Raw genomic sequence first — 20,545 nt, forward strand, 5'->3', positions numbered from 1 at the left:
GGGCCGCGCAAGAGAACATTGTCGGCGCCATTGGCGATCTGTACCCGGTGATTCTCTTCGAGGATCGGCAAGCCGTCCTCCGAGGCCAGAATGAGATAGCCCTGTTCACGAAAGCCGACATCGGCGTCAGGGCCGAATTCCTGTTTCAGCGTCCTGACGGCGGCAAGGCCGAACTTCGACAGAGCTATGTTCTCAGGCGTCGAAAACTGCTGGCGGATACCGCCCAGGGAGCGAGCGGTGGCGCCAAACTGCCAGGTCGTATCACGCTCCACAATGGCAATCGAGCCGGCAAAACCAAGCCTTTTCAGGTAATGGGCGGTGGCGCTGCCAACCACGCCGCCTCCTACGATCACAACGTCAAAGGATGTCATGTGCCGGAGAATGCCGAAAGCGGCGGCGCGCCACAAGGGGCTGTGCGGCTTCGACCCATGCTCGACAGGCTTCCCTTTGGCGCAGTTCTTGCCTAGCTTCGCGACCTGATCATAACCCGGACTTGCCATGACCTTCAGAGCCAGACGCAGCATTCTCTATATGCCCGGCGCCAATGAACGCGCGCTTGAAAAGGCAAAGACACTTGATGCCGATGCCCTGATACTCGATCTCGAGGACTCGGTTGCGCCAGATGCAAAGCATGATGCGCGCTCCAAGGTGGCGGCGGCAGTCAGGGCGGGTGGCTATGGCCATCGTGAGCTGGTGATCCGCATCAACGGACTTGATACACCCTGGGGGGTCGATGATCTGAGGATGGCAGCCGACACTGGCCCGCATGCCATCCTTGTGCCAAAGGTGGCGCGGCCCGGCGATATCGTGAATGTGTCTCGCATCCATGCTGGCATGGGCGGGGCGCCAGAGACGCGCATGTGGGCGATGATGGAGACGCCAATGGCGATCTTCAATGTGCGTGAAATCGCCTCCGTGCACCAGGTGGCGCGGCTGTCCTGCCTGGTGCTGGGCACAAATGATCTGCTGAAGGAATCGAGGGCGCTCGCCACTGGCGGGCGATTTGCCATTCTTCCCTGGCTGTCGGTAACGCTGCTCGCAGCCCGGGCCTATGGGCTTGATGTGATCGACGGGGTCTACAATGATTTCCGCGATGAGGCGGGCTTCCGCGCCGAATGCGAACAGGGCCGGGCGCTCGGCATGGATGGCAAGACATTGATCCACCCTGGCCAGATTGCCGTGTGCAACGAGCTCTTTTCACCTGCGCCCGACGAGGTAGACTGGTCACGCAAGATCATCGCCGCCTTTGCGCTGCCCGAGAACAAGGCGAAGGGCGTGATCACACTGGAGGGCAAGATGGTGGAACGCCTGCATCTGACGATGGCCGAGCGTGTGTCTGCGATTGCGCGTGAGATTGCCAGACCATGAAGACAAATCCTGGCAATTTCTTTGAAGACTTCCGGCTGGGCCAGATCATCCACCATGCCACGCCACGCACGCTGACGAGCGGTGACCAGGCCTTGTATACGGCACTGTATGGACCCCGCTTTGCCGTACAATCCGCCGATACGTTTGCGCAGGCGGTGGGCTATCCTGCCGCACCGGTCGACGATCTGCTGGTCTTTCACATCGTCTTCGGCAAGACGGTTCCTGATATTTCGCTCAACGCAGTGGCCAATCTTGGCTATGCCGCATGCCGGTTCCTGAGACCCGTCTATCCGGGCGATACGCTCGCAACGGTTTCAGAAGTGATCGGATTGAAAGAGAACTCCAATCGCAAGACAGGCACCGTCTATGTCCGCTCAGTTGGCAGAAACCAGCGTGGTGAAGAGGTCTTGTCCTATGTCCGCTGGGTCATGGTGCGAAAGCGTGACGAGACCGCACCTGCATCCGAGCCCAGAGTGCCGCAGCTGGAAGCCACTGTTGCGCCAGCCGAACTGGGCTCGGGCTGTCCGCTGATTGATCCGACTGGCTGGGAGGACCGGCTTTCAGGCTCGGCTTTCCGCTTCTCGAGTTTCACCGCGGGCGAAAAGATCGACCACGTCGACGGCATGACCGTCGAGGAAGCCGAGCATCAACTGGCTACGCGTCTTTACCAGAATACCGCCAAGGTGCATTTCAACCAGCATTCGGAGGCTGAAGGGCGCTTCGGCCGCCGCCTGATCTATGGCGGTCACGTCATCTCGCTGGCCCGGGCACTCAGCTTCAATGGCCTTGCGAATGCCTTCCATATCGCCGCAATCAATGGCGGACGGCATGTGGCGCCCCTGTTTGCCGGAGGAACGGTCTATGCGTGGTCGGAAATTCTTGAGACGGCAGGCCTTCCCGGACGCAACGATGTTGGCGCGCTTCGAATCCTGACGCGCGCTACCCGTGATATTCCGTGTACGGATTTTCCGACCATGGACGGTACGGCAGACAAGCCGGGCGTAATTCTCGAGCTTGACTACTGGGCACTCATCGTGCGCTAGCACCGCGCGCCGCTGATTGCTCGGCAGCCGTTGCCTTCCTGCCCGATCAGATGCGCTAAAGCATCAGCCGGCGCTCCACCACAGGAAATTGCCGCGCCATACTGGCGACCGGATGGCGGTCACGCCGGGGAAGCGAGATGGATTGCGGACGGCCAGTGCGCGCTGATTCCTCGATGGCGCGCATGATGGCAACATCGGCCAGCCCATCGCCGCCATCAGGCTCCGGCTTATGGCCTTTGAGGATGCAATCAGAAAAATAGGCCGCCTGGCCACTGAACTGGTCATATTGAGGGAAGACTTTCTCAACCGTCGTGCCACCACGCGTGATCGCAAGTTTGATGGCGCAATCCAGCCGGAATCCTGGCGAGACCTCGATCTGTCCCTCGGTGCCGACGACGCGGTACTGGTCAACGTCATCACCGCCAAAACTTGCAACGAAATGACCAAGCCGGCCTTCGGGGAAGCGCAATGTGGCAGATACCGTTTCTTCGACCTCGATAAATCGTGGATCGTCAGGCGGACTCGCAATGGCAGCGATGGCCTCGACTGGTTCGTCACCGAACAGGTGGCGGACTGCGTTGACGCAATAAACCCCGATATCCTGCAGGGGACCACCCCAGTGCTCTGCCTTGAGACGGTGGTTTCCTGACTTCACCGGGAAGGAAAACACCGAACTGAACAGGCGCGGGTCGCCAATTTCGCCACGACGGATGATGTCGATGGCCTCGATGGTGCAGGGTTCGCTGTGCAAGCGATAGGCGGTCATCAGCAGCACGCCCGCGGCATCAGCTGCGCGGATCATCGCTTCGCATTCCGCAACGCTGACCGCCAGTGGCTTTTCCACCAACGCATGTATGCCAGCCTTGGCGGCACGTATGGTGTAGTCAGCATGCATGGAGTTGGGAAGCGCAATATAGACAGCATCAACCTGCCCGCTGTTCAGCATGTCTTCATACTGCTCATAGCCATAGATGTGCTCAATGCCATAGAACTGAGCCAGCTTTTCGGCATTCCGGCGATTGCCGGATACGATGGCCGTCATCTCGGAGTTTCCGGTCTGAGGAATGCCCGGCATGAAGGCGATCTGCGAAATCCAGCCTGTGCCAACGACAGCATAGCGCACTTTCTTCATCGGTCAGTCTCCCTGCAGCGTGGCGCGGAGCCTAGACCAATCAGGCTACGGGCGTCCACTGCACCTGATCGATATGGGTGGCGCCAGCGGCCAGCATGACCAGCCGGTCGAGCCCCAGTGCGACCCCGGCGGCTGGCGGCATCATGGCAAGGGCCGCCAGCAACTCCTCGTCAAGCGGATATCGCTCGCCATAAACGCGCTCCTTGACCTCCATCTCTGCCAGGAAGCGACGGCGTTGCTCTGCGGCATCGGTCAGTTCGCCAAAGCCATTTGCGAGTTCCACGCCGCAGGCATAGAGTTCAAAACGCTCGGCAAGCCGGGGGTCGGATGGAACGCGCCTCGCAAGTGCGGCCTCCACCGCCGGATAGTGGTCAACGATCGTGAGCGCACCATTGCCGAGTTGCGGTTCTACCCTCTCTGACAGGATACGGCTGAAAATGTCAGACCATGACTCATCGGGTTGAAACGCCACCGGAGACAGGCGTGCCAGCGCGTCTCGATCTGCTGTTCCATCGGCGGCAAGCGTTGCCAGCAGATCAATGCCAGCATGCGCCCTGAAGGCGTCTGATATGTCAAGGTGCCGGACTTCGGCTCCCGGCTCGCATTCACGGCCGCGCCATCTGAACAGGGTAGTACCCGCGACCTCTGCCGCCAGCCGTGTCAGTTCAAGGGTGTCAGCAATGACGCGGTGGTAATCCTCGTTGGCTCGATACCATTCGAGCATGGTAAACTCAGGCGAATGGGTGGGCGTGCGCTCTCGGTTGCGCCAAACGTGGCCGAGGCTGAAAATCCGGGTTTCACCGGCAGCCAGCAGCTTCTTGCAGGCAAACTCCGGTGAGGTATGCAGATAGCGCAATTGCCGCGAACCGTCTGGCTGGACGAGATCGGTGGCAAAGCCATGCAAATGCGCCTCGTTGCCTGGTGAGATGGCAAGCGCGGCACAATCCACCTCGAGAAATCCGCGGTCTGCAAACCACCCCCGGATGGCCGCAACAATCCGGTTGCGCACCAAGAGGAAGGGTCTCCGGTCAGCGTGGCGCGCGGGCGAGAACCAGTGGGATGGGCGTGGGTCCAAGGCCTGCGCCTCCTGGGGGGTTGGCTTCTGGAATGACCGCTGCTAATACCGCGGCCAATTCAAACGGGCAAATTTTCAGGAAGCAGGAACTCACGTGGTCAAGGTTATCGCAAGTGGCGTCCGAAAGGGCAATGTCATCGAACATGAGGACGGCAAGCTCTATGTCGTCCTCAAGGCAGAATCCATGCACCCCGGAAAGGGCACGCCGACCACCACCATCGACATGCGCCGCATCTCGGATGGCGTCAAGACCGTGGTACGTTATAAGACAACAGATTCAGTCGAGCGTGCGTTCGTTGAAACCATTACCCATTCCTACCTCTATCAGGATGGTGACAACTACGTGTTCATGAACCCGGAAAACTTTGAGCAGATCAATGTTTCAGGCGACATGCTTGGCGAGTCCGCTCCCTTCCTTCAGGAGGGCATGGAATGTCAGATCGCATTGTTCAATGGCTCGCCAATCTCGATCGAACTGCCGCAGCGCGTAACGCTTGAAATCGTCGAGACGGAACCTGCCATCAAGAACCAGACAGCCTCGTCATCCTTCAAGCCGGCTGTCCTGTCGAATGGTGTACGCACGATGGTTCCGCCGCATATTGTCTCGGGCACGCGCATCGTGGTGTCGACCGAGGACGGCTCCTACGTCGAGCGCGCCAAGGACTGAGGTTCCTTTCTGAAGATCACGAAAGCGCTCTGGCCATGACGCTGGCGAGGCGGCGTGTGAATCCTGCGGGATCTGGCACTGGCTCTCCCTCGATGATGAAGCCTTGATCGAGCAGAAGCTGCGCGGAGTCCACGATGGCCGCCGCTCCCTTGGCCTTAACCTCGGCGCCCAGCGCCTGGATGAGTGGGTGTGATGGATTGATTTCGAGGATCGGCGCCGAAATGGAGATCCCCGACTCCTTCTGCCGGGCCAGAAGTTTTTCAAGCGTACGATCCATCGTGCTGTCATTTACCAGGCAGACGGCACTTTCAGTGAGCCGCTGTGACGGGCGTACGTCTTTCACCTTGCCCTCAAGCGCCTGTTTCAGGGCCGCCACCAGAATGGCGGTCTGCGGCTCATCGACCGCTTGGGCTGCAGTATCATCCTTGCGCTTGATGAGATCGAGATCTGCCGCGCCCTGGGTGACGGACTTGAACGGCTTGCCATCATAGCCCAGCGCAGAGCGCACCCAGAATGAATCGACGGGGTCGGTGAGCAGCAGCACCTCCACGTCCCGTGCCCGATAGCCTTCAAGCTGCGGAGAGGCCTGGGCCTTGGTCACATCTTCCGCGGTCAGATAGAAGATTGCGGTCTGGTTTTCCCGGAGCCGGGCAACATAGTCCTTGAGGGTCACGGAATCGCCTGACGTGGTGCGGAAACGGACGATTTCATAGAGCTGATCACGCCGCTCGAGATCTTCATAGAGACCTTCCTTGAGGACTGGCCCGAACACGTCCCAGACCTTGCGAAACGCATCCTCATCCGTTTCGGCCAGTTTCTTCAGCTCAGCCAGAACCTTGTTGGTGACAGCCTTGCGGATGGCCGCCACCTGCGGATTGTTCTGCAGCATCTCGCGCGAGATATTGAGCGGCATGTCCTCGGAATCGATGATGCCACGAACAAATCGCAGGTAAGGAGGAAGAATCTCTACATCATCGGCGATGTAGACGCGTCTCACATAGAGCTTCTGGCGGCTGCGCCGCTCTGGGTCGTAGAGGTCAAAGGGCCGTTCTCCCGGCACATAGAGCAGAACAGTGTACTCGTTGCGTCCTTCAGCGCGGTAGTGAAGGGTCACGGCCGGATCGGAATAGCTTCCAGAGAGGTGGCCGAAGAACTCCTTGTGCTGTTCGGGGGTGATATCAGATTTTGGCCGTGTCCAGATGGCGTTGGCCGTGTTGATCTGCCGCGCGGTCTCACTGGCTACGGTCAGCATGATCGGATGAGCGATGTGATCAGAGTAGGTGCGAACCACGGACTCGATCTTCCAGTCCTCAAGGAACTCCTGGGCATCCTCCCGAAGATGCAGGGTTATGGATGTGCCGCGTGGCGTGGTGGCAGCAGCAGGCGCGAGCGTGAAGCGTCCAGCTCCATCGGAAGACCAGGTGAATGCATCCGTCGATCCCGCACGGCGCGACGTCACGTCGACCCGCGATGCAACGATGAAGGCGGAGTAGAAGCCAATGCCAAACTGACCGATGAGATGGACATCACCCTTGCGTGCCTTTGCCTGCTCGACAAAGGCCTGGGTGCCGGACTTGGCGATGGTCCCGAGATTTTCCGACAGCTCGAGTTCACTCATGCCGATGCCGGTATCGGTGATGGTGAGGGTCCTGGCCTGCTTGTCAGGCGTGATGGTGATGGTGAGATCCGAACTGCCGCTCAGCAGCGCTGGATTCTCGATCGCCTCGTAGCGTAGCTTGTCCAGGGCGTCGGCTGCGTTCGAGATCAGCTCGCGCAGAAATACGTCACGGTCGGAATAGACCGAATGAACCATGAGGTGCAGGAGCTTGGCGACCTCTGCCTGAAACGGATGGGACGTTGCCCCGGTTCTCAGTGTGGAATCGGCAGCTGCCGGTGCGTCATTTGCCATGGTACCCTCTTCACAGGCTGGTGATGGACTTCGACCGGGCATATCGGGTGCAGGGGCCAATGGGTCAAGAGGAGAAAAAACGGCCGGAACCCTGGGGTTCCGGCCGCAAAACACAATGGACGCTGCTCACTCACATACGCGTCAAAGGCGGATAAGGTGGCCCGGCCCGACTCAAAGGCGCCGGTTGGGGGGCTGGGGGGCTGGGATAACCGGAACCCGAATTCAGCCGGACCACCAATGATTGACTCAATAGTTCGGGAGCTTGGCGGCAGCTTGATGTAAATGCGGCGGAAACAAGATTTGGCGTGAGTGGCTTCTTGCCAAGCGCCGCGCGCCGGTCCATCCTCCGGCCATCGTCATGCGAGCGTCATGACGGTGAAGGACGGGCAGTTGGACAAGACGGACGACATCATTCCCCTGCGTGGCTGGCAATCCGGCACACAGCCGGCGCAGGTGGCCTTCGACCGAAAAGAACTCCAGACAATCCTTGGGTTTTATGGCAGCAAGGTCGCCGAAGGCGAGTGGCGTGACTATGCCATGGACTTCAGCCGCGACCGGGCGGTGTTTTCGGTATTCCGACGGGCATCAGAACTGCCACTCTACCGGATCATCAAGGACCCCGGCCTGGCACGACGGCAGGGAATGTATTCCGTGATTGCGCAAGGCGGCCTCGTGCTGAAGCGCGGGCATGACCTGCCTGCCGTGCTGCGCGTCCTCGCCAGGACTCCAAGGCTTTCAAGCGTGTAAGCCCATCAGGCAACAAAAAACCCCGGCCCTCAAGGACCGGGGTTTGAAGCACAGGGAGATCCGGATCACTCCTGGCGCATGATGCCCAGAATGTTCAGGATATGAATGAACAGCGTGATGAAGCTGCCATAGAGCATGAAGGCGCCGAAGATCGACTTGCCGCGCGCAACACCGGGCGCATCTCCCTCAACGTACATCTCCTTGATCAGCTGTGTCTCGTAGGCCGTGACGCCGGCGAACAGCAGAACCACAACAACCGAGGAGATCAGCGACATCATGGTCGACTGGACAAAGAACGCATTGACCAACATGGCGATGATGATGCCGATCGACGCCATCATGAAGAACGTGCCGAAGCCCGACAGATCACGCTTGGTGACATAGCCCGCGAGGCTGGTGGCGCCAAAGGTGACGGCCGTGATCAGGAAGGCCTGAACCACCATGCCGGAGTCAACCGCCAGGTAAGTGCCAACCATGGGAGCGATCGCAAGGCCCCAAAGAGCCACGTAGCCCCAATAGGCACCCTGCGCGACCGCACTGTTACCCGACATCACCAGGCGCGGGGCGAAAAAGCCCATGCCGAGAATGGCGATGAAGAACACCCATTTCAGCGAGTCGACGGCCGCCATTGCGGCCGGGCTGGCAGCGACCGCCATGGTGATGATCGCCGTAACCGCAACGCCGAGCGCCATGTAGTTGTAAACGCCCAACATATAGGAGCGAAGACCTTGGTCGATCTCCGCCCGGGTCTGGCTCCGAATCTGAGTCTGAAAGCGAGTTTCGGCCATTTTGCTCCTCCAAAGAACCGTTGCCGGGAATATGGGAAATCCACCCCGAATGATCAAGTTACAGGAAATTTAGGAAAACCGCACGCCCCCTCAAGCGGTGGCGGCGAGTTGATCCATCTTGCGGGCAAGAACCATATCCTTTTCGGTGACACCGCCAGCCGAATGGGTCGACAACGTGACCTCCACGCGGCCATAGACATTCAACCATTCCGGGTGATGGTCCGTCTTTTCCGCAAACAGCGCCACCCGGCTCATAAAACCCCAGGCCTGCGAAAAGGACTGGAACTGGAAGGTCTTGGTGATCGCGTCTCTGCCCTTGGCCTCCGACCAGCCGCGCAACTCATGCAGTGCTTTCGCCCGCTCCACCCCGACCAATGGTTTGTCTGTCATAAACCTGCCTGCAGCTGATAGAATTCTTCCACCGCGTAAGGACCACCCCCACGTGACGGCCGCGACGAGAAGAGCACGAAGCGATCTACGTCGAACGGCCTGCTCCTGTAGAGACTATGCGAGGCGAGGAAGCCATGCAAGGACCGCAATTCCGGATCCTTGAGGCGAGCCAGCGTCACATGGGGCGCGAACTTGCGTGATTCCGGCGGCAGACCCAGTAGCTGGCAGATCCGCTCATGGGTAAACTGCAACCGCCTGAGATCAGCGCTCTCCTCGACTGCCGCGAACAGCGCATGCGGCTTGTTGCCGCCGAATACCCCGCATCCCGCAAGCTGCAACCGGAAGGGTCTTGCCGCAACCCCCTCCAGTTCGAGGCTGATCTCGCGAGCCAGAGCGTCGTCGATGTCGCCGATGAAGCGCAGCGTGATGTGGTAGGAATCACGATGAATCCAGCGCGCCCCGCTCACACCGCCCTGCATCAGAAACAGGTCGAAGGCCACATCCTCCGGAATTTCCAGACCGGTGAATAGTCGTGGCATGGCGAACCTCCTGCGCCGAGAAACAACACGTTCGAGACCAAGGCTAACGTGATTCCGGTCAGGTCCAAGGGCTATTTTGCGGCGATCCGGGCCAGCAGAGCTTCGACGCTGGGCAGGATTCGGGCAACGATCACATCCACCCCTGCAGGGTTGGGATGCATCCCATCTGCCTGATTCAGCCTGGGATCAGCTGCAACGCCATCCAGAAAGAAAGGATAGAGCAGGACGCGGTGTTTTTCAGCCAACCTGACATACATGCCGTCGAACTGGGCCTGATATTCGGGGCCGAGATTGGGGGGTGCGCGCATGCCGGCCAGCAGTACCGCAACGCGCTTTTCGGCCAGCGCCGCAAGGATCCTGTCCAGCGCCTGCTCCGCCTGCGGCACAGGCAGGCCACGCAGCGCATCATTGGCGCCAAACTCCACGATTGCAGCGTCGACAGCACCGGATAGAGCCCAATCCAGACGCGAAGCACCATCCAAGGCCGTATCGCCGGATATGCCCGCATTGATCACTTTCACGTCATGACCAGCGGCCCTGAGCGCCGCCTCCAGCTTCACCGGAAAGGCATCCGAGGGCTGCAAACCGTAGCCCGCGGTCAGACTGTCGCCCAGCGCAAGAAGCGTGACTGTCTTAGCGGAAACGGGCGACATCATCAGGCACAGTCCGGTGAGGAACACGAGAATTTTCATGACCTCCGTCACTTAAGCGCCACTGTTGCCCGGTTCAAGCATCCATTCCTCGACAACCAGCGTATGACCTCCCATGTTTGATCCGATGCGCAACACGGCCGTCTTCCTCAAGGATGTTCACCTCACCCTGCCAAGCCGGGCCGGGAATGTGGACATTCTGCGCGGTGTCGATTTGACCGTGCTGCCTGGCGAGGCCCTGGGAATTGTCGGCCCTTCGGGGTCCGGCAAGACAACTCTTCTGATGGTGATCGCAGGCCTCGAGCGGGCCAGCCGTGGCGAGGTCGTTGTGGCTGGCCAGCAACTTGCCGACAAGAGCGAAGATGATCTGGCCGCCTTTCGGCGCGACAACGTTGGCATCGTGTTTCAGTCCTTTCACCTGATTCCGACGATGACCGCACTCGAGAATGTGGCGGTTCCGCTTGAATTCCGCGGCGCGCAGGATGCCATGGGCGTAGCCCAGGACAAGCTGGTCCGCGTCGGGCTTGGTCACAGGCTTGACCACTATCCCGGCCAGCTTTCCGGCGGCGAGCAGCAGCGGGTGGCGATTGCCCGGGCACTGGCCTCGGGGGCACGCATCATCATCGCCGATGAACCGACCGGCAACCTTGACCATGTGACCGGAGACCAGATCATCCGCCTGCTGTTCGACCTCAAGAACCAGGATGGTGCATCGCTGCTGCTGGTCACCCACGATCGCTCTCTCGCACAGCGCTGCGACCGGATCGCAGAAGTACTTGACGGACGCATCGTGGCCGGAGCCACGCCGTGAACCCTTCGCTCTGGCTGCGGTTCGCAGCACGTGACCTGCGCTCTGGCCTGCAGGGGTTCTGGATCTTCCTCACCTGCCTCGCTCTCGGCACCGCCACCATCGCCATCGTCGGTTCGCTCTCGGCTGCCATGCAGCGCGGGCTCGACGAGCAGGGCCAGCCACTGCTCGGCGGCGACCTCGAGTTTGCGCTGGTGCACCGAGAAACAACCGACGCAGAGCTGCAGTTCATCAAGTCCCGCGGCGAGGTGAGCAAGGTCGCCACGGTGCGGGGCATGGCGCTGGCAGGGGACAACACCACACTGGTTGAGGTAAAGTCGATTGATGACCTCTATCCGCTCTATGGTGACGTCAGGCTTCAGGGCGGGTTGAACCTTCCGGAAGCCATTGCCACAAAAAACGGCTTGCCGGGAGCAGTTGCCGACCCGCTGTTGATGGGCAGGCTCGGCATAAAGCCAGGCGACCGCATCCGGCTTGGGTCGATCGAGATTGAAATTCGCGGGCTGATCGAAAACGAACCCGACCGACTGTCCGATGGCATCGTCCTTGGCCCGCGCCTTCTGCTGACGGAAGACACGCTCCGCCAGACTGGCATCGTGCAGCCGGGAAGCCTGATCACCTGGCGCTACCGGGTCAAGCTGCCCGATACATCACAAGCCGGTGTGAAGGCCGTGGAAGATGCGGCCGAGCAGAATTTCAAGGATGCCGGCTGGCGCATCCGCACCCGCAACAATGCCGCCGCAGGCGCAGACGGATTCATCGAGCGGCTTGGCTATTTTCTGACGCTGGTCGGCCTTGCATCCCTGATCGTTGGTGGGGCTGGGATTGCCAATGCGGTGCAGGCCTTCGTTGTGCGGAAGATGGGCGCCATCGCCACGCTCAAGTGTCTCGGGGCCTCCTCGCGAGATGTGATGGGCATCTATCTGACCGAGGTGCTGCTGGTAGCCCTTCTTGCCATCGCACTGGGACTGGGAGCCGGGGCCATGGCACCGGCACTCATCAAGCTTGCCTTCGGCGCGATGCTGCCACTGCCCGTGTCGGCACGTGTTGAGACCTTGCCACTGCTCTTTGCCGGTGCCCTTGGTCTTCTCACCACGATAGCCTTCGCGCTCTGGCCGCTGGCTCATACGCGGCGGGTTGCAGCCTCTGCATTGTTCCGCTCGCGCATCGTGGCAGTGCATGGCTGGCCCACGCCTGGGGAATTGGCGGCAATCGCCACGGCGCTCGGGTTGATTGCTGCACTCACCTTCATCAGTTTTGAAAACACCCGGGTCACGGCATGGTTTCTTGGCGGATTGATCCTCAGCTTCGTGGTTCTGCTGGCGCTGGCCCGGCTGATCGTAGCTGGCGCCAAACGCCTGCCCCGGAGCCGCTCTGCAATCTGGCGATATGCAATCGGCAACATCCACAGACCAGGATCAGCTGCGGCTTCCGTCATTCTTGCTCTTGGTCTCGGCCTTACCCTGTTCGTGACACTGGCACTCACCGACCGCAGCATTTCCTCAGAACTGCGCTCCGGGCTGCCAGACAAGGCGCCAGCATTCTTTTTCCTCGACGTGCGCAACAATGAACTTCAGGAGTTCAAGGCTGCGGTTGAGAAGGAACCCGGCGTCACCCATGTCAATAATTCACCCATGCTGCGCGGCCGCATGGTGGCGGTGAAGGGTGTTCCCGCCGAACAGGTCAAGGCCTCGGCAGACTCGAATTGGGCGTTGCGTGGCGACCGCGGCCTTACCTATGCCCCGACACTGCCCGAGGGCTCCAAGCTTGTCGAAGGCGAGTGGTGGCCTGCCGACTATGACGGCCCTCCATTGGTTTCGATGGTGGACGAGATTGCACAGGGCATTGGAGTTGGAATTGGTGATGACATCACCGTCAATGTGCTGGGCCGGGAAATCACCGCCAAGGTTGCCAACCTGCGCAGCGTCAACTGGCGCAGCCTGGGTATCAATTTCGTGATGGTTTTCTCGCCAAATACACTCAAGGGCGCTCCACACAGCCACATCGTGACCGTGGAGATGAATGGCGGCGACGAGGCGCAGTTGCTGAACCATATGGCTCGGGCCTATCCGTCGGTCACGGCGGTGCGGGTCAAAGATGCACTGAATCTGGTGAGCACTCTGTTGGGACAGATGCTGACGGCAATTCGTGGTGCAAATGTTCTGACGCTGCTTACCGGCGTGCTGGTTCTCGCGGGAGCGCTTGCCGCAGGCCTGTCCGAACGGTTGTATGAAGCCGTCGTCCTCAAGACCTATGGCGCCTCAAAGCGGCAGCTGATGTCAGCTTTCGTCATCGAGTATGCTGCACTCGGGCTGGCCGCGGCTGCCTTCGGCCTGGTGGTCGGCTCCGCCGCCTCCTGGTTCCTGGCGCGTTTCATTCTTGAAATGCCGTGGAGCTTCTCGCTGCCCACTGCAGTGCTGACGGCGCTGCTGGCGATGGTCGTGACGGTAACGGCCGGCCTCGCCGTCACCTGGCGGGCCCTTTCCGCCAAACCCGCACCATTTCTCAGAAACGAGTAGCAATCCCCGGAAAGGCGGGTTAGGCAAGACGAATGGTCGTTCTCAATCGCATATACACACGCACCGGCGATGCCGGTGACACCGCGCTCGGTACGGGCGAACGGGTCTCGAAGGCCCATCTTCGCATCCAGGCCTATGGCACGGTCGACGAAACCAACGCAACGCTCGGCGTGGTTCGCCTGCACACGAGCGGGTCCGAACTCCAGAAGCTTGACCAGATGCTTGGGCGGATCCAGAACGAACTGTTCGATCTGGGCGCCGACCTCTGCGTTCCCGATACCGGCAAGGACCTTGGCTACGAACCGTTGCGCATCCTGCCGAAGCAGTATGAGCGGATCGAGGCCGAAATCGATGAGCTGAACACAGAATTGACGCCACTGCGCTCCTTTGTGCTGCCGGGCGGACACCCGGCGGCAGCACATCTGCATATTTCGCGCACCATCTGCCGACGTGCCGAACGGCTGATCGTCGAGCTTGCAGCACAGCCAGGAGAACATGTCAGCGACGGCGCGGTCGCCTACGTGAACCGGCTTTCGGATTTCTTTTTTGTGGCCAGCCGCTGGGCCAATGCCGTATCCGGAGCGGGGGATGTGCTGTGGGTGCCGGGAAAGACCCGGCAGACGTGACCCGATGTTCGTTCCCCTTCACGATTCCACCCCGCTGAAGGTCATCCGATTCCAGGCAATCACGATTACAATCATCTTGCTCAACGTGGTGATGTTCCTCACCACCGGCGCATTCACCTCAGAGGCAGTCCTGACAGTGATTGCAGCAGGATGGGGCGTTGTGCCCGGCGAACTCACCCATCTCGCGCCACCCGTTCTCAACTACGACCCGGTCGCCGAACCGGTGACCCTTCTGACCTATCAGTTCCTTCATGCCGACTGGTGGCACCTCGCCTCCAACATGCTTTTTCTGTTCATCTTCGCGGACAATGTGGAGGATGCCTATGGGCATGCATCCTTCGCCCTCCTGTATTTGACAGCAGGGGTCGTTGCGGCGCTTCTCTACGTGCTTCTCGCACCCCGCTCGGACATGCCGCTGGTCGGAGCCTCAGGGGCTGTATCCGGCGTGCTGGGGGCCTATGCCGTTCTGTTTCCAAAGGCTCGGGTGTGGGTGCTGCTTTTCCTCAAGCTTCCAATACGCATCGGGGCCGTCTGGGTGCTGGGCGGATGGTTTGTTCTACAGCTCGCGTCCTGGTGGGCCGACCGCAACAATCCTGAGGCAGGCATTGCCTGGGGCGCCCATGTCGGCGGCTTCATCACCGGTGCGGCACTCACATTCGGTCTGCGCCGCCGCCTGTGGCAACGCCTCAATCCCTGACCGGCAACCCCAGCAGCCGCGGGAAAGCGTCGCATTCGGCCAGCAAATGGCGCTCGCGGAATTGACTTGGGGGTATCTGCTCACTAGGGTCCGGCCACTTTTCAAGACCGCCATATCGAGGAATGCAATGAAAGTCCTGGTCGCTGTGAAGCGGGTCGTTGACTACAACGTCAAGATTCGTGTGAAGGCCGACGGTTCGGGTGTCGAACTGGCCAATGTGAAGATGTCGATGAACCCCTTCGACGAGATCGGCGTCGAGGAGGCAGTGCGCCTCAAGGAAGCCGGCAAGGCGACGGAGGTGGTTGCGGTGTCGATCGGACCGGCGCAGGCGCAGGAGACGCTGCGCACGGCACTGGCCATGGGTGCTGACCGGGCGATCCTCGTCAAGACCGATGATCTGGTCGAGCCGCTGGCGGTTGCCAAGATCCTGAAGGGCGTGGTCGAGGCCGAAAAGCCGGAGATCGTGATCCTCGGCAAGCAGGCGATCGATGACGACTGCAACCAGACCGGCCAGATGCTGGCAGCCCTCCTCGGCTGGCCACAGGCCACCTTCACCTCGAAGCTTGAGCCGGGCTCGGGCGAGGCGCAGATCACGCGTGAAATCGACGGCGGACTGCAGATGCTGAAGGTGAAGCTGCCCGCCGTGGTCACCACCGACCTCCGCCTCAACCAGCCACGCTATGCGTCCCTTCCCAACATCATGAAGGCCAAGAAGAAGCCGCTGGACGAGAAGATGCCTGCCGATTATGGCGCCAGCACCGCGCCGCGCCTCAAGGTTCTGAAGACCGAGGAGCCGCCGAAGCGTCTGGCTGGCATAAAGGTGAAGAGCCCGGCCGAACTTGTCGCCAAACTCAAGGAAGCAGGAGCAATCTGATGGCTGTCCTCCTCATCGCCGAACACGACAACAATTCCCTGAAGGATGCCACCCACAAGGCGCTGACCGCTGCCGCTCAGATGGGCGGCGACGTTCATGTGCTGGTGGCGGGCAGCAATGCCTCCGGCGCCGCCGCTCAGGCCGCGAAGCTGAGCAACGTGAAGAAGGTGCTGCACGCCGACAGCGCCTCGCTCGAGCGGCCCCTCGCCGAGCCGATGGCAGCCCTCATCGTGTCGCTGGCCCCTGCCTACGACCACATCGTCTCGCCTGCCACCGGCAATGGCAAGAACTTCATGCCACGCGTTGCAGCGCTCCTCGATGTGATGCAGGTCTCCGACATCGCGGAGGTGAAGTCGCCCGACACCTTCGTGCGCCTGATCTATGCCGGCAACGCAGTCCAGACGGTGCAGTCGACCGACCCCAAGAAGGTCATCACGGTGCGTACCGCCTCCTTCCCTGCAACAGGCGAAGGCGGTTCGGCAGAGATCGCCAAGGTCAATGCCGCGGCTGACCCGGGCATCTCCTCCTACCAGGGCGAGAACCTGTCGAAGTCAGACCGGCCTGAGCTCACATCGGCCAAGATCGTCGTGTCCGGCGGCCGTGGCATGCAGAACGGCGACAACTTCAAGCTGCTCGAGTCGGTGGCCTCCAAGCTCAATGCGGCCGTCGGCGCCTCGCGCGCCGCGGTCGATGCGGGCTATGTGCCGAACGACTACCAGGTCGGCCAGACCGGCAAGGTGGTGGCTCCCGATCTCTACGTCGCGGTTGGCATCTCGGGCGCCATCCAGCACCTGGCCGGCATGAAGGACTCGAAGATCATCGTCGCCATCAACAAGGACGAGGAAGCCCCGATCTTCCAGGTGGCAGACTACGGCCTCGTGGCCGACCTGTTCACCGCCGTGCCGGAATTTGACGCGGAACTCGCCAAGCTCGGCAAGTAAGGGCCCGAAACGACCATCGGCACAGACGGGCGGCCACGGCTGCCCCCGCGCCTGGCAATCAGCTTGCCGTTTCGTGAAAAACCGGCCAGAGCGGTTAACGACGGTTCGCGCCGGTGCGGCCAGCCGGAGAAACCAAGTCATTGCTGCGACTGCGAAACGCTCTTGCTACCGCCATGGGGCCGATATAGGCTCACGCATCTTTTGGATTCAGGCACCTGGTTCACATGCAGATCAAGAAAGTCGGCGTCATCGGCGCCGGGCAGATGGGAAATGGCATTGCGCATGTCTGCGCGGTGGCTGGTTATGATGTGGGCCTGTTCGACGTTGCGAAGGACCGGATCCAGGCCGGCCTTGCCACGATCAACGGCAACCTCGCCCGTCAGGTGCGCGCGGGCAAGTTGTCAGAGGCTGATCGTGATTCAGCGCTCTCGCGCATCCAGGCAGTGCCGTCTTATGAGGGTTTTGCCGATTATGACCTGGTGATTGAGAGCGCCACCGAGGATGAACAGGTCAAGCGCAAGATCTATCAGTCACTGTGCCCGCATCTGAAGGCGGAATGCCTCGTCGGGTCCAATACTTCGTCGATCTCGATCACTCGCCTCGCTGCGGCCACGGACCGGCCAGAGAAGTTCATGGGCATCCACTTCATGAACCCAGTGCCGGTGATGGAACTGGTCGAACTCATTCGCGGGATTGCAACGGACGAACACACATTCTCAGTAGCACGTGAATTCGCTGCCTCGCTCAAGAAGACCATCGCAGTATCGGAAGATTTTCCGGCCTTCATCGTCAACCGTATCCTGCTGCCCATGATCAATGAGGCAATCTATACGCTGTATGAGGGCGTGGGCGGTGTTGAGGCAATTGATACGGCAATGAAGCTGGGAGCGCGCCACCCCATGGGCCCTCTCGAACTTGCAGACTTCATCGGACTCGATACCTGCCTCTCTGTTATGCAGGTGCTGCATGACGGACTGGCGGACTCGAAATACCGCCCCTGCCCTTTGCTGGTAAAATATGTCGAGGCCGGCTGGCTCGGCCGCAAGACCAACCGCGGCTTCTATGACTATCGCGGCGAAAAGCCGGTTCCGACACGCTGATCAACCGGGCTCTGCCAGAGCTGCCTTGATCAGCGCGATGGCTTCTGGACTCGCCCAGTCTGCTGGCCCGAGCAACCGGCCGATCTCCCGGCCCTGGCGATCAACGAGTATGGTGGCCGGCAGGCCCGCTGACTGCAGTTCGCCCACGATCCTCGTCGACGGCTCGACATAGAGCCTGAGATTGTCAGCGCCAGTTTCCTTCAGAAAGGACGATGAGGCATCGGCCCCCTTCCGGTCAACGCTGATGGCAACCACCTCAAATTGATCGGATCCAAGCTCTGCCTGAAGCCTGGACAGATCCGGCATTTCCTTCCGGCAGGGTGCACACCACGTAGCCCAAAGATTGATCAGGACCACCCGCCCCTTCCAGCCACTGAGCGTGAGCGGCTTGCCGCTGCCGTCCTGAAACTGGATGTCTGGGAGGAGTTTCCGGTCAGGCCTGACCAAGAACGCCGCAAGCGCCCCGGTGGCAAGGGACGGGCTGACACCCCCGGCCACGGCCGGGGTGGCTGGCGTCTGGACGGAAGGAGCGGCAGGTCCGGCCTTGCGCCCCCCGGCCTCAAACCAGTAATAGCCCGTGAATGCCGCAATCGCCACAAGGCCCGCCAAGGCAAGGAGGGCCAGACGGCCAGTTTTTTTCTGTTCGGAGCTCATGGACTGGGCTTCTCGGTCTGAAAGAAGGAATTTCGATGACGAACAAGATGTGGGGCGGGCGGTTTCAGTCGGGTCCAGACGCGATCATGGAAGAAATCAACGCCTCGATCGGCTTCGACAAGCGCCTGTTCCGGCAGGATATTGCAGGTTCGAAGGCACATGCCGCCATGCTCGCCAAACAGGGAATCATCTCGAAGGCCGATGCCCGGCAAATTAGGAAGGGTCTGGATCAGGTTCAAGCCGAGATCGAGGCTGGCCGTTTCACCTTTTCGCGCGCACTGGAAGACATTCACCTCAACATCGAGTCCCGGCTGAAGTCAATGATTGGCGCGGCAGCCGGCCGGCTGCACACAGCCCGCTCGCGCAATGACCAGGTGGCGCTCGACTTCCGCCTCTACGTCCGCGACACAATCGATCATCTCGATGGCCAGCTCAAAGACTTGCAGCTTGCCCTCTCCGAAAAAGCCGAAACCCATGCCGCGACGGTCATGCCAGGTTTCACCCACCTTCAGGTCGCACAGCCCGTGACGTTCGGCCACCATCTTCTTGCCTATGTCGAGATGCTGGCGCGTGACCGCGCACGGCTCGCCGATGCACGCCGGCGCATGAATGAAAACCCGCTGGGGGCCGCAGCTCTGGCGGGAACCAGCTTTGCCATCGACCGGCAGATGACCACCAGGGATCTGGGGTTTGACCGTCCGACCCGCAATTCGCTTGATACAGTCGCCGACCGGGATTTCGTTCTGGAAACGCTTTCGGCCTGCGCAATCTGCGCCACGCACCTCTCGCGATTCGCGGAGGAGATCGTGATCTGGTCAACCAGCCAGTTCCGGTTTGTGAAGCTTTCCGACAAATTCACCACGGGCTCATCGATCATGCCCCAGAAGCGCAATCCGGACGCCGCCGAACTGGTGAGGGCCAAGCCCGGCCGTATCATCGGCGCACTGGTGGCCCTGCTCACCATCATGAAGGGATTGCCACTGACCTATTCCAAGGACATGCAGGAAGACAAGGAACCGGCTTTCGATGCTTTTGACAGCCTGTCGCTTGCAATTGCCGCCACCACCGGCATGGTGAAAGACATGACTCCCGATGCTGCGGAAATGCGCAAGGCGGCGGCCAGTGGTTTTTCCACGGCAACCGATCTTGCAGACTGGCTGGTACAGAAACTGAAGATGCCATTCCGGGACGCCCATCACGTGACGGGACGGCTTGTTGCGATGGCGGAAAAAAGTGCCGTTGATCTTGCGGACTTGCCACTCGAGACGATGCAATCCATCGAGCCGCGCATCACCAAGGATGTCTACAAGGTCCTCAGCGTGGAAAGCAGTGTTGCATCACGCCGGAGCTTTGGCGGCACGGCACCCACCAATGTGCAGCGTGAAGCCAGACGCTGGCTGAAGACGCTCAGGGCCTGAAAGGAAGAATGATGAAAACCACATTGCTGCTCTTGTTGGCGCTATCCGTCAGCCTTGCTGGCTGCGGAATCAAGGGGGACCCTGAACCGCCGCCCGCCACCCAGCAGGCACAATAGCCCATGCATCATTTTACCTACCGCAACGGCGTGCTGCATGCCGAAGATGTTGATCTCAAGGCACTTGCCGAAGAGATTGGCACTCCGTTCTACTGCTATTCCAGCGCCACGCTGGAGCGCCACTTCAGGGTGATGGACCAGGCATTTGCCGGGACCGATCACATGATCTGCTACGCCATGAAGGCGAATTCCAACCAGGCCGTGATCCGCACCATGGCGGAACTGGGCGCTGGCATGGACGTGGTGTCAGAGGGTGAATTGCGCCGCGCCCTCGCCGCGGGGGTTCCAGCCCGCAAGATCGTCTTCTCAGGGGTCGGCAAGACGGCGCGCGAAATGGCGCTGGCGTTGCGGGAGGGAATCGCCTGTTTCAACGTGGAGTCCGAGCCAGAGCTTGAGCTTCTGTCGGATGTTGCAAAACGGGTTGGCCAGCGGGCTACGGTGTCGATCCGCGTCAATCCGGATGTCGATGCCAGGACGCATCACA

Annotated in this window: 23 protein-coding genes; 14 read left to right on the forward strand and 9 right to left on the reverse strand. The window is 60.6% G+C overall.

The annotated features are described in order from the left end of the window. Positions 1-524: FAD-dependent oxidoreductase (locus ACILRN_RS06665; RefSeq protein WP_395686712.1), on the reverse strand; the 524-nt coding region annotated here is incomplete at its 3' end. Between ACILRN_RS06665 and ACILRN_RS06670 the strand changes: the two genes are divergently transcribed. Both ACILRN_RS06670 and ACILRN_RS06675 read left to right on the forward strand, forming a co-directional pair. Beyond that, positions 499-1,368, forward strand: a complete 870-nt coding sequence (locus ACILRN_RS06670; protein WP_395686714.1) for an HpcH/HpaI aldolase/citrate lyase family protein — start codon at positions 499-501, stop codon at positions 1,366-1,368. The two genes, ACILRN_RS06665 and ACILRN_RS06670, sit on opposite strands and share 26 nt — an antisense overlap. Further along, positions 1,365-2,411 carry a MaoC family dehydratase gene (locus ACILRN_RS06675; RefSeq protein ID WP_395686716.1) on the forward strand — a complete coding sequence of 349 codons (1,047 nt, stop codon included), beginning with the start codon at positions 1,365-1,367 and terminating at the stop codon, positions 2,409-2,411. Before ACILRN_RS06670 ends, ACILRN_RS06675 begins: the two co-directional genes overlap by 4 nt. Positions 2,412-2,466: 55 nt before the next feature. On the opposite strand, the gene ACILRN_RS06680 is transcribed toward ACILRN_RS06675, so the two are convergent. Continuing rightward, positions 2,467-3,543, reverse strand: a complete 1,077-nt coding sequence (locus ACILRN_RS06680) for a Gfo/Idh/MocA family protein (RefSeq protein WP_395686718.1) — start codon at positions 3,541-3,543, stop codon at positions 2,467-2,469. 40 nt (positions 3,544-3,583) lie between these two features. Next, positions 3,584-4,618 carry an EF-P lysine aminoacylase EpmA gene (gene epmA, locus ACILRN_RS06685; protein ID WP_395686720.1) on the reverse strand — a complete coding sequence of 345 codons (1,035 nt, stop codon included), beginning with the start codon at positions 4,616-4,618 and terminating at the stop codon, positions 3,584-3,586. A gap of 94 nt (positions 4,619-4,712) precedes the next feature. On the opposite strand from epmA, the gene efp reads away from it, so the two are divergent. Then, positions 4,713-5,285: an elongation factor P gene (gene efp / locus ACILRN_RS06690; RefSeq protein WP_395686722.1), complete on the forward strand. Its 573-nt coding sequence runs from the start codon at positions 4,713-4,715 to the stop codon at positions 5,283-5,285. Between the two features lie 16 nt (positions 5,286-5,301). Here the strand turns inward: efp and htpG are convergent, their stop codons facing one another. Further along, on the reverse strand, positions 5,302-7,194 hold the full coding sequence (gene htpG / locus ACILRN_RS06695) for a molecular chaperone HtpG (protein WP_395686724.1): 1,893 nt from the start codon (positions 7,192-7,194) through the stop codon (positions 5,302-5,304). A 369-nt stretch (positions 7,195-7,563) separates the two neighbouring features. On the opposite strand from htpG, the gene ACILRN_RS06700 reads away from it, so the two are divergent. Then, positions 7,564-7,941: a DUF2794 domain-containing protein gene (locus ACILRN_RS06700; protein ID WP_395686726.1), complete on the forward strand. Its 378-nt coding sequence runs from the start codon at positions 7,564-7,566 to the stop codon at positions 7,939-7,941. 65 nt (positions 7,942-8,006) lie between these two features. On the opposite strand, the gene ACILRN_RS06705 is transcribed toward ACILRN_RS06700, so the two are convergent. The 4 genes from ACILRN_RS06705 to ACILRN_RS06720 form a co-directional block, all read right to left on the reverse strand. Beyond that, on the reverse strand, positions 8,007-8,729 hold the full coding sequence (locus ACILRN_RS06705; RefSeq protein ID WP_395686728.1) for a Bax inhibitor-1 family protein: 723 nt from the start codon (positions 8,727-8,729) through the stop codon (positions 8,007-8,009). Positions 8,730-8,819: 90 nt separating this feature from the next. Continuing rightward, the gene (locus tag ACILRN_RS06710) at positions 8,820-9,119 is read right to left on the reverse strand and encodes a 4a-hydroxytetrahydrobiopterin dehydratase (protein WP_395686729.1); all 300 of its coding nucleotides are present in this window, start codon (positions 9,117-9,119) and stop codon (positions 8,820-8,822) included. Further along, positions 9,116-9,658 carry an RNA 2',3'-cyclic phosphodiesterase gene (gene thpR / locus ACILRN_RS06715; protein WP_395686731.1) on the reverse strand — a complete coding sequence of 181 codons (543 nt, stop codon included), beginning with the start codon at positions 9,656-9,658 and terminating at the stop codon, positions 9,116-9,118. Before thpR ends, ACILRN_RS06710 begins: the two co-directional genes overlap by 4 nt. 71 nt (positions 9,659-9,729) lie before the next feature. Continuing rightward, positions 9,730-10,350: an arylesterase gene (locus ACILRN_RS06720; RefSeq protein ID WP_395686733.1), complete on the reverse strand. Its 621-nt coding sequence runs from the start codon at positions 10,348-10,350 to the stop codon at positions 9,730-9,732. A 73-nt stretch (positions 10,351-10,423) separates the two neighbouring features. Between ACILRN_RS06720 and ACILRN_RS06725 the strand changes: the two genes are divergently transcribed. From ACILRN_RS06725 to ACILRN_RS06755, 7 genes are all read left to right on the forward strand, one after another. Next, complete coding sequence (locus ACILRN_RS06725; protein ID WP_395686735.1) at positions 10,424-11,119, forward strand: ABC transporter ATP-binding protein; 696 nt, start codon at positions 10,424-10,426, stop codon at positions 11,117-11,119. Further along, complete coding sequence (locus ACILRN_RS06730; RefSeq protein ID WP_395686737.1) at positions 11,116-13,635, forward strand: ABC transporter permease; 2,520 nt, start codon at positions 11,116-11,118, stop codon at positions 13,633-13,635. The genes ACILRN_RS06725 and ACILRN_RS06730 overlap by 4 nt, the downstream gene beginning before the upstream one ends. 32 nt (positions 13,636-13,667) lie before the next feature. Continuing rightward, a complete protein-coding gene (locus ACILRN_RS06735) occupies positions 13,668-14,261 on the forward strand; it encodes a cob(I)yrinic acid a,c-diamide adenosyltransferase (protein WP_395686739.1) in 594 nt (197 codons plus the stop codon). 4 nt (positions 14,262-14,265) lie between these two features. Continuing rightward, entirely contained in the window at positions 14,266-14,958 is a 693-nt protein-coding gene (locus ACILRN_RS06740; protein ID WP_395686740.1) for a rhomboid family intramembrane serine protease, read from the forward strand. Between the two features lie 127 nt (positions 14,959-15,085). After that, the gene (locus tag ACILRN_RS06745; protein WP_395686742.1) at positions 15,086-15,832 is read left to right on the forward strand and encodes an electron transfer flavoprotein subunit beta/FixA family protein; all 747 of its coding nucleotides are present in this window, start codon (positions 15,086-15,088) and stop codon (positions 15,830-15,832) included. Then, complete coding sequence (locus ACILRN_RS06750; protein ID WP_395686744.1) at positions 15,832-16,773, forward strand: electron transfer flavoprotein subunit alpha/FixB family protein; 942 nt, start codon at positions 15,832-15,834, stop codon at positions 16,771-16,773. The genes ACILRN_RS06745 and ACILRN_RS06750 overlap by 1 nt, the downstream gene beginning before the upstream one ends. A gap of 224 nt (positions 16,774-16,997) precedes the next feature. Next, positions 16,998-17,873 (forward strand): 3-hydroxybutyryl-CoA dehydrogenase, encoded by an 876-nt coding sequence (locus tag ACILRN_RS06755; protein WP_395686746.1) that lies wholly within the window; start codon positions 16,998-17,000, stop codon positions 17,871-17,873. Here the strand turns inward: ACILRN_RS06755 and ACILRN_RS06760 are convergent, their stop codons facing one another. Then, entirely contained in the window at positions 17,874-18,527 is a 654-nt protein-coding gene (locus tag ACILRN_RS06760; RefSeq protein ID WP_395686748.1) for a TlpA family protein disulfide reductase, read from the reverse strand. It abuts the gene before it with no gap. Positions 18,528-18,562: 35 nt separating this feature from the next. Between ACILRN_RS06760 and argH the strand changes: the two genes are divergently transcribed. The 3 genes from argH to ACILRN_RS06775 all read left to right on the forward strand — a co-directional run. Beyond that, positions 18,563-19,945, forward strand: a complete 1,383-nt coding sequence (argH, locus tag ACILRN_RS06765; protein ID WP_395686750.1) for an argininosuccinate lyase — start codon at positions 18,563-18,565, stop codon at positions 19,943-19,945. 11 nt (positions 19,946-19,956) lie between these two features. Next, the gene (locus ACILRN_RS06770; protein ID WP_395686752.1) at positions 19,957-20,061 is read left to right on the forward strand and encodes a lipoprotein; all 105 of its coding nucleotides are present in this window, start codon (positions 19,957-19,959) and stop codon (positions 20,059-20,061) included. Positions 20,062-20,064: 3 nt separating this feature from the next. After that, positions 20,065-20,545 (forward strand): diaminopimelate decarboxylase family protein (locus ACILRN_RS06775; RefSeq protein ID WP_395686754.1); only part of this gene is annotated, 481 nt, incomplete at its 3' end.

The sequence above is a fragment of the Aestuariivirga sp. genome (assembly GCF_044238155.1).
In the GTDB taxonomy this organism is placed as follows: domain Bacteria; phylum Pseudomonadota; class Alphaproteobacteria; order Rhizobiales; family Aestuariivirgaceae; genus Aestuariivirga.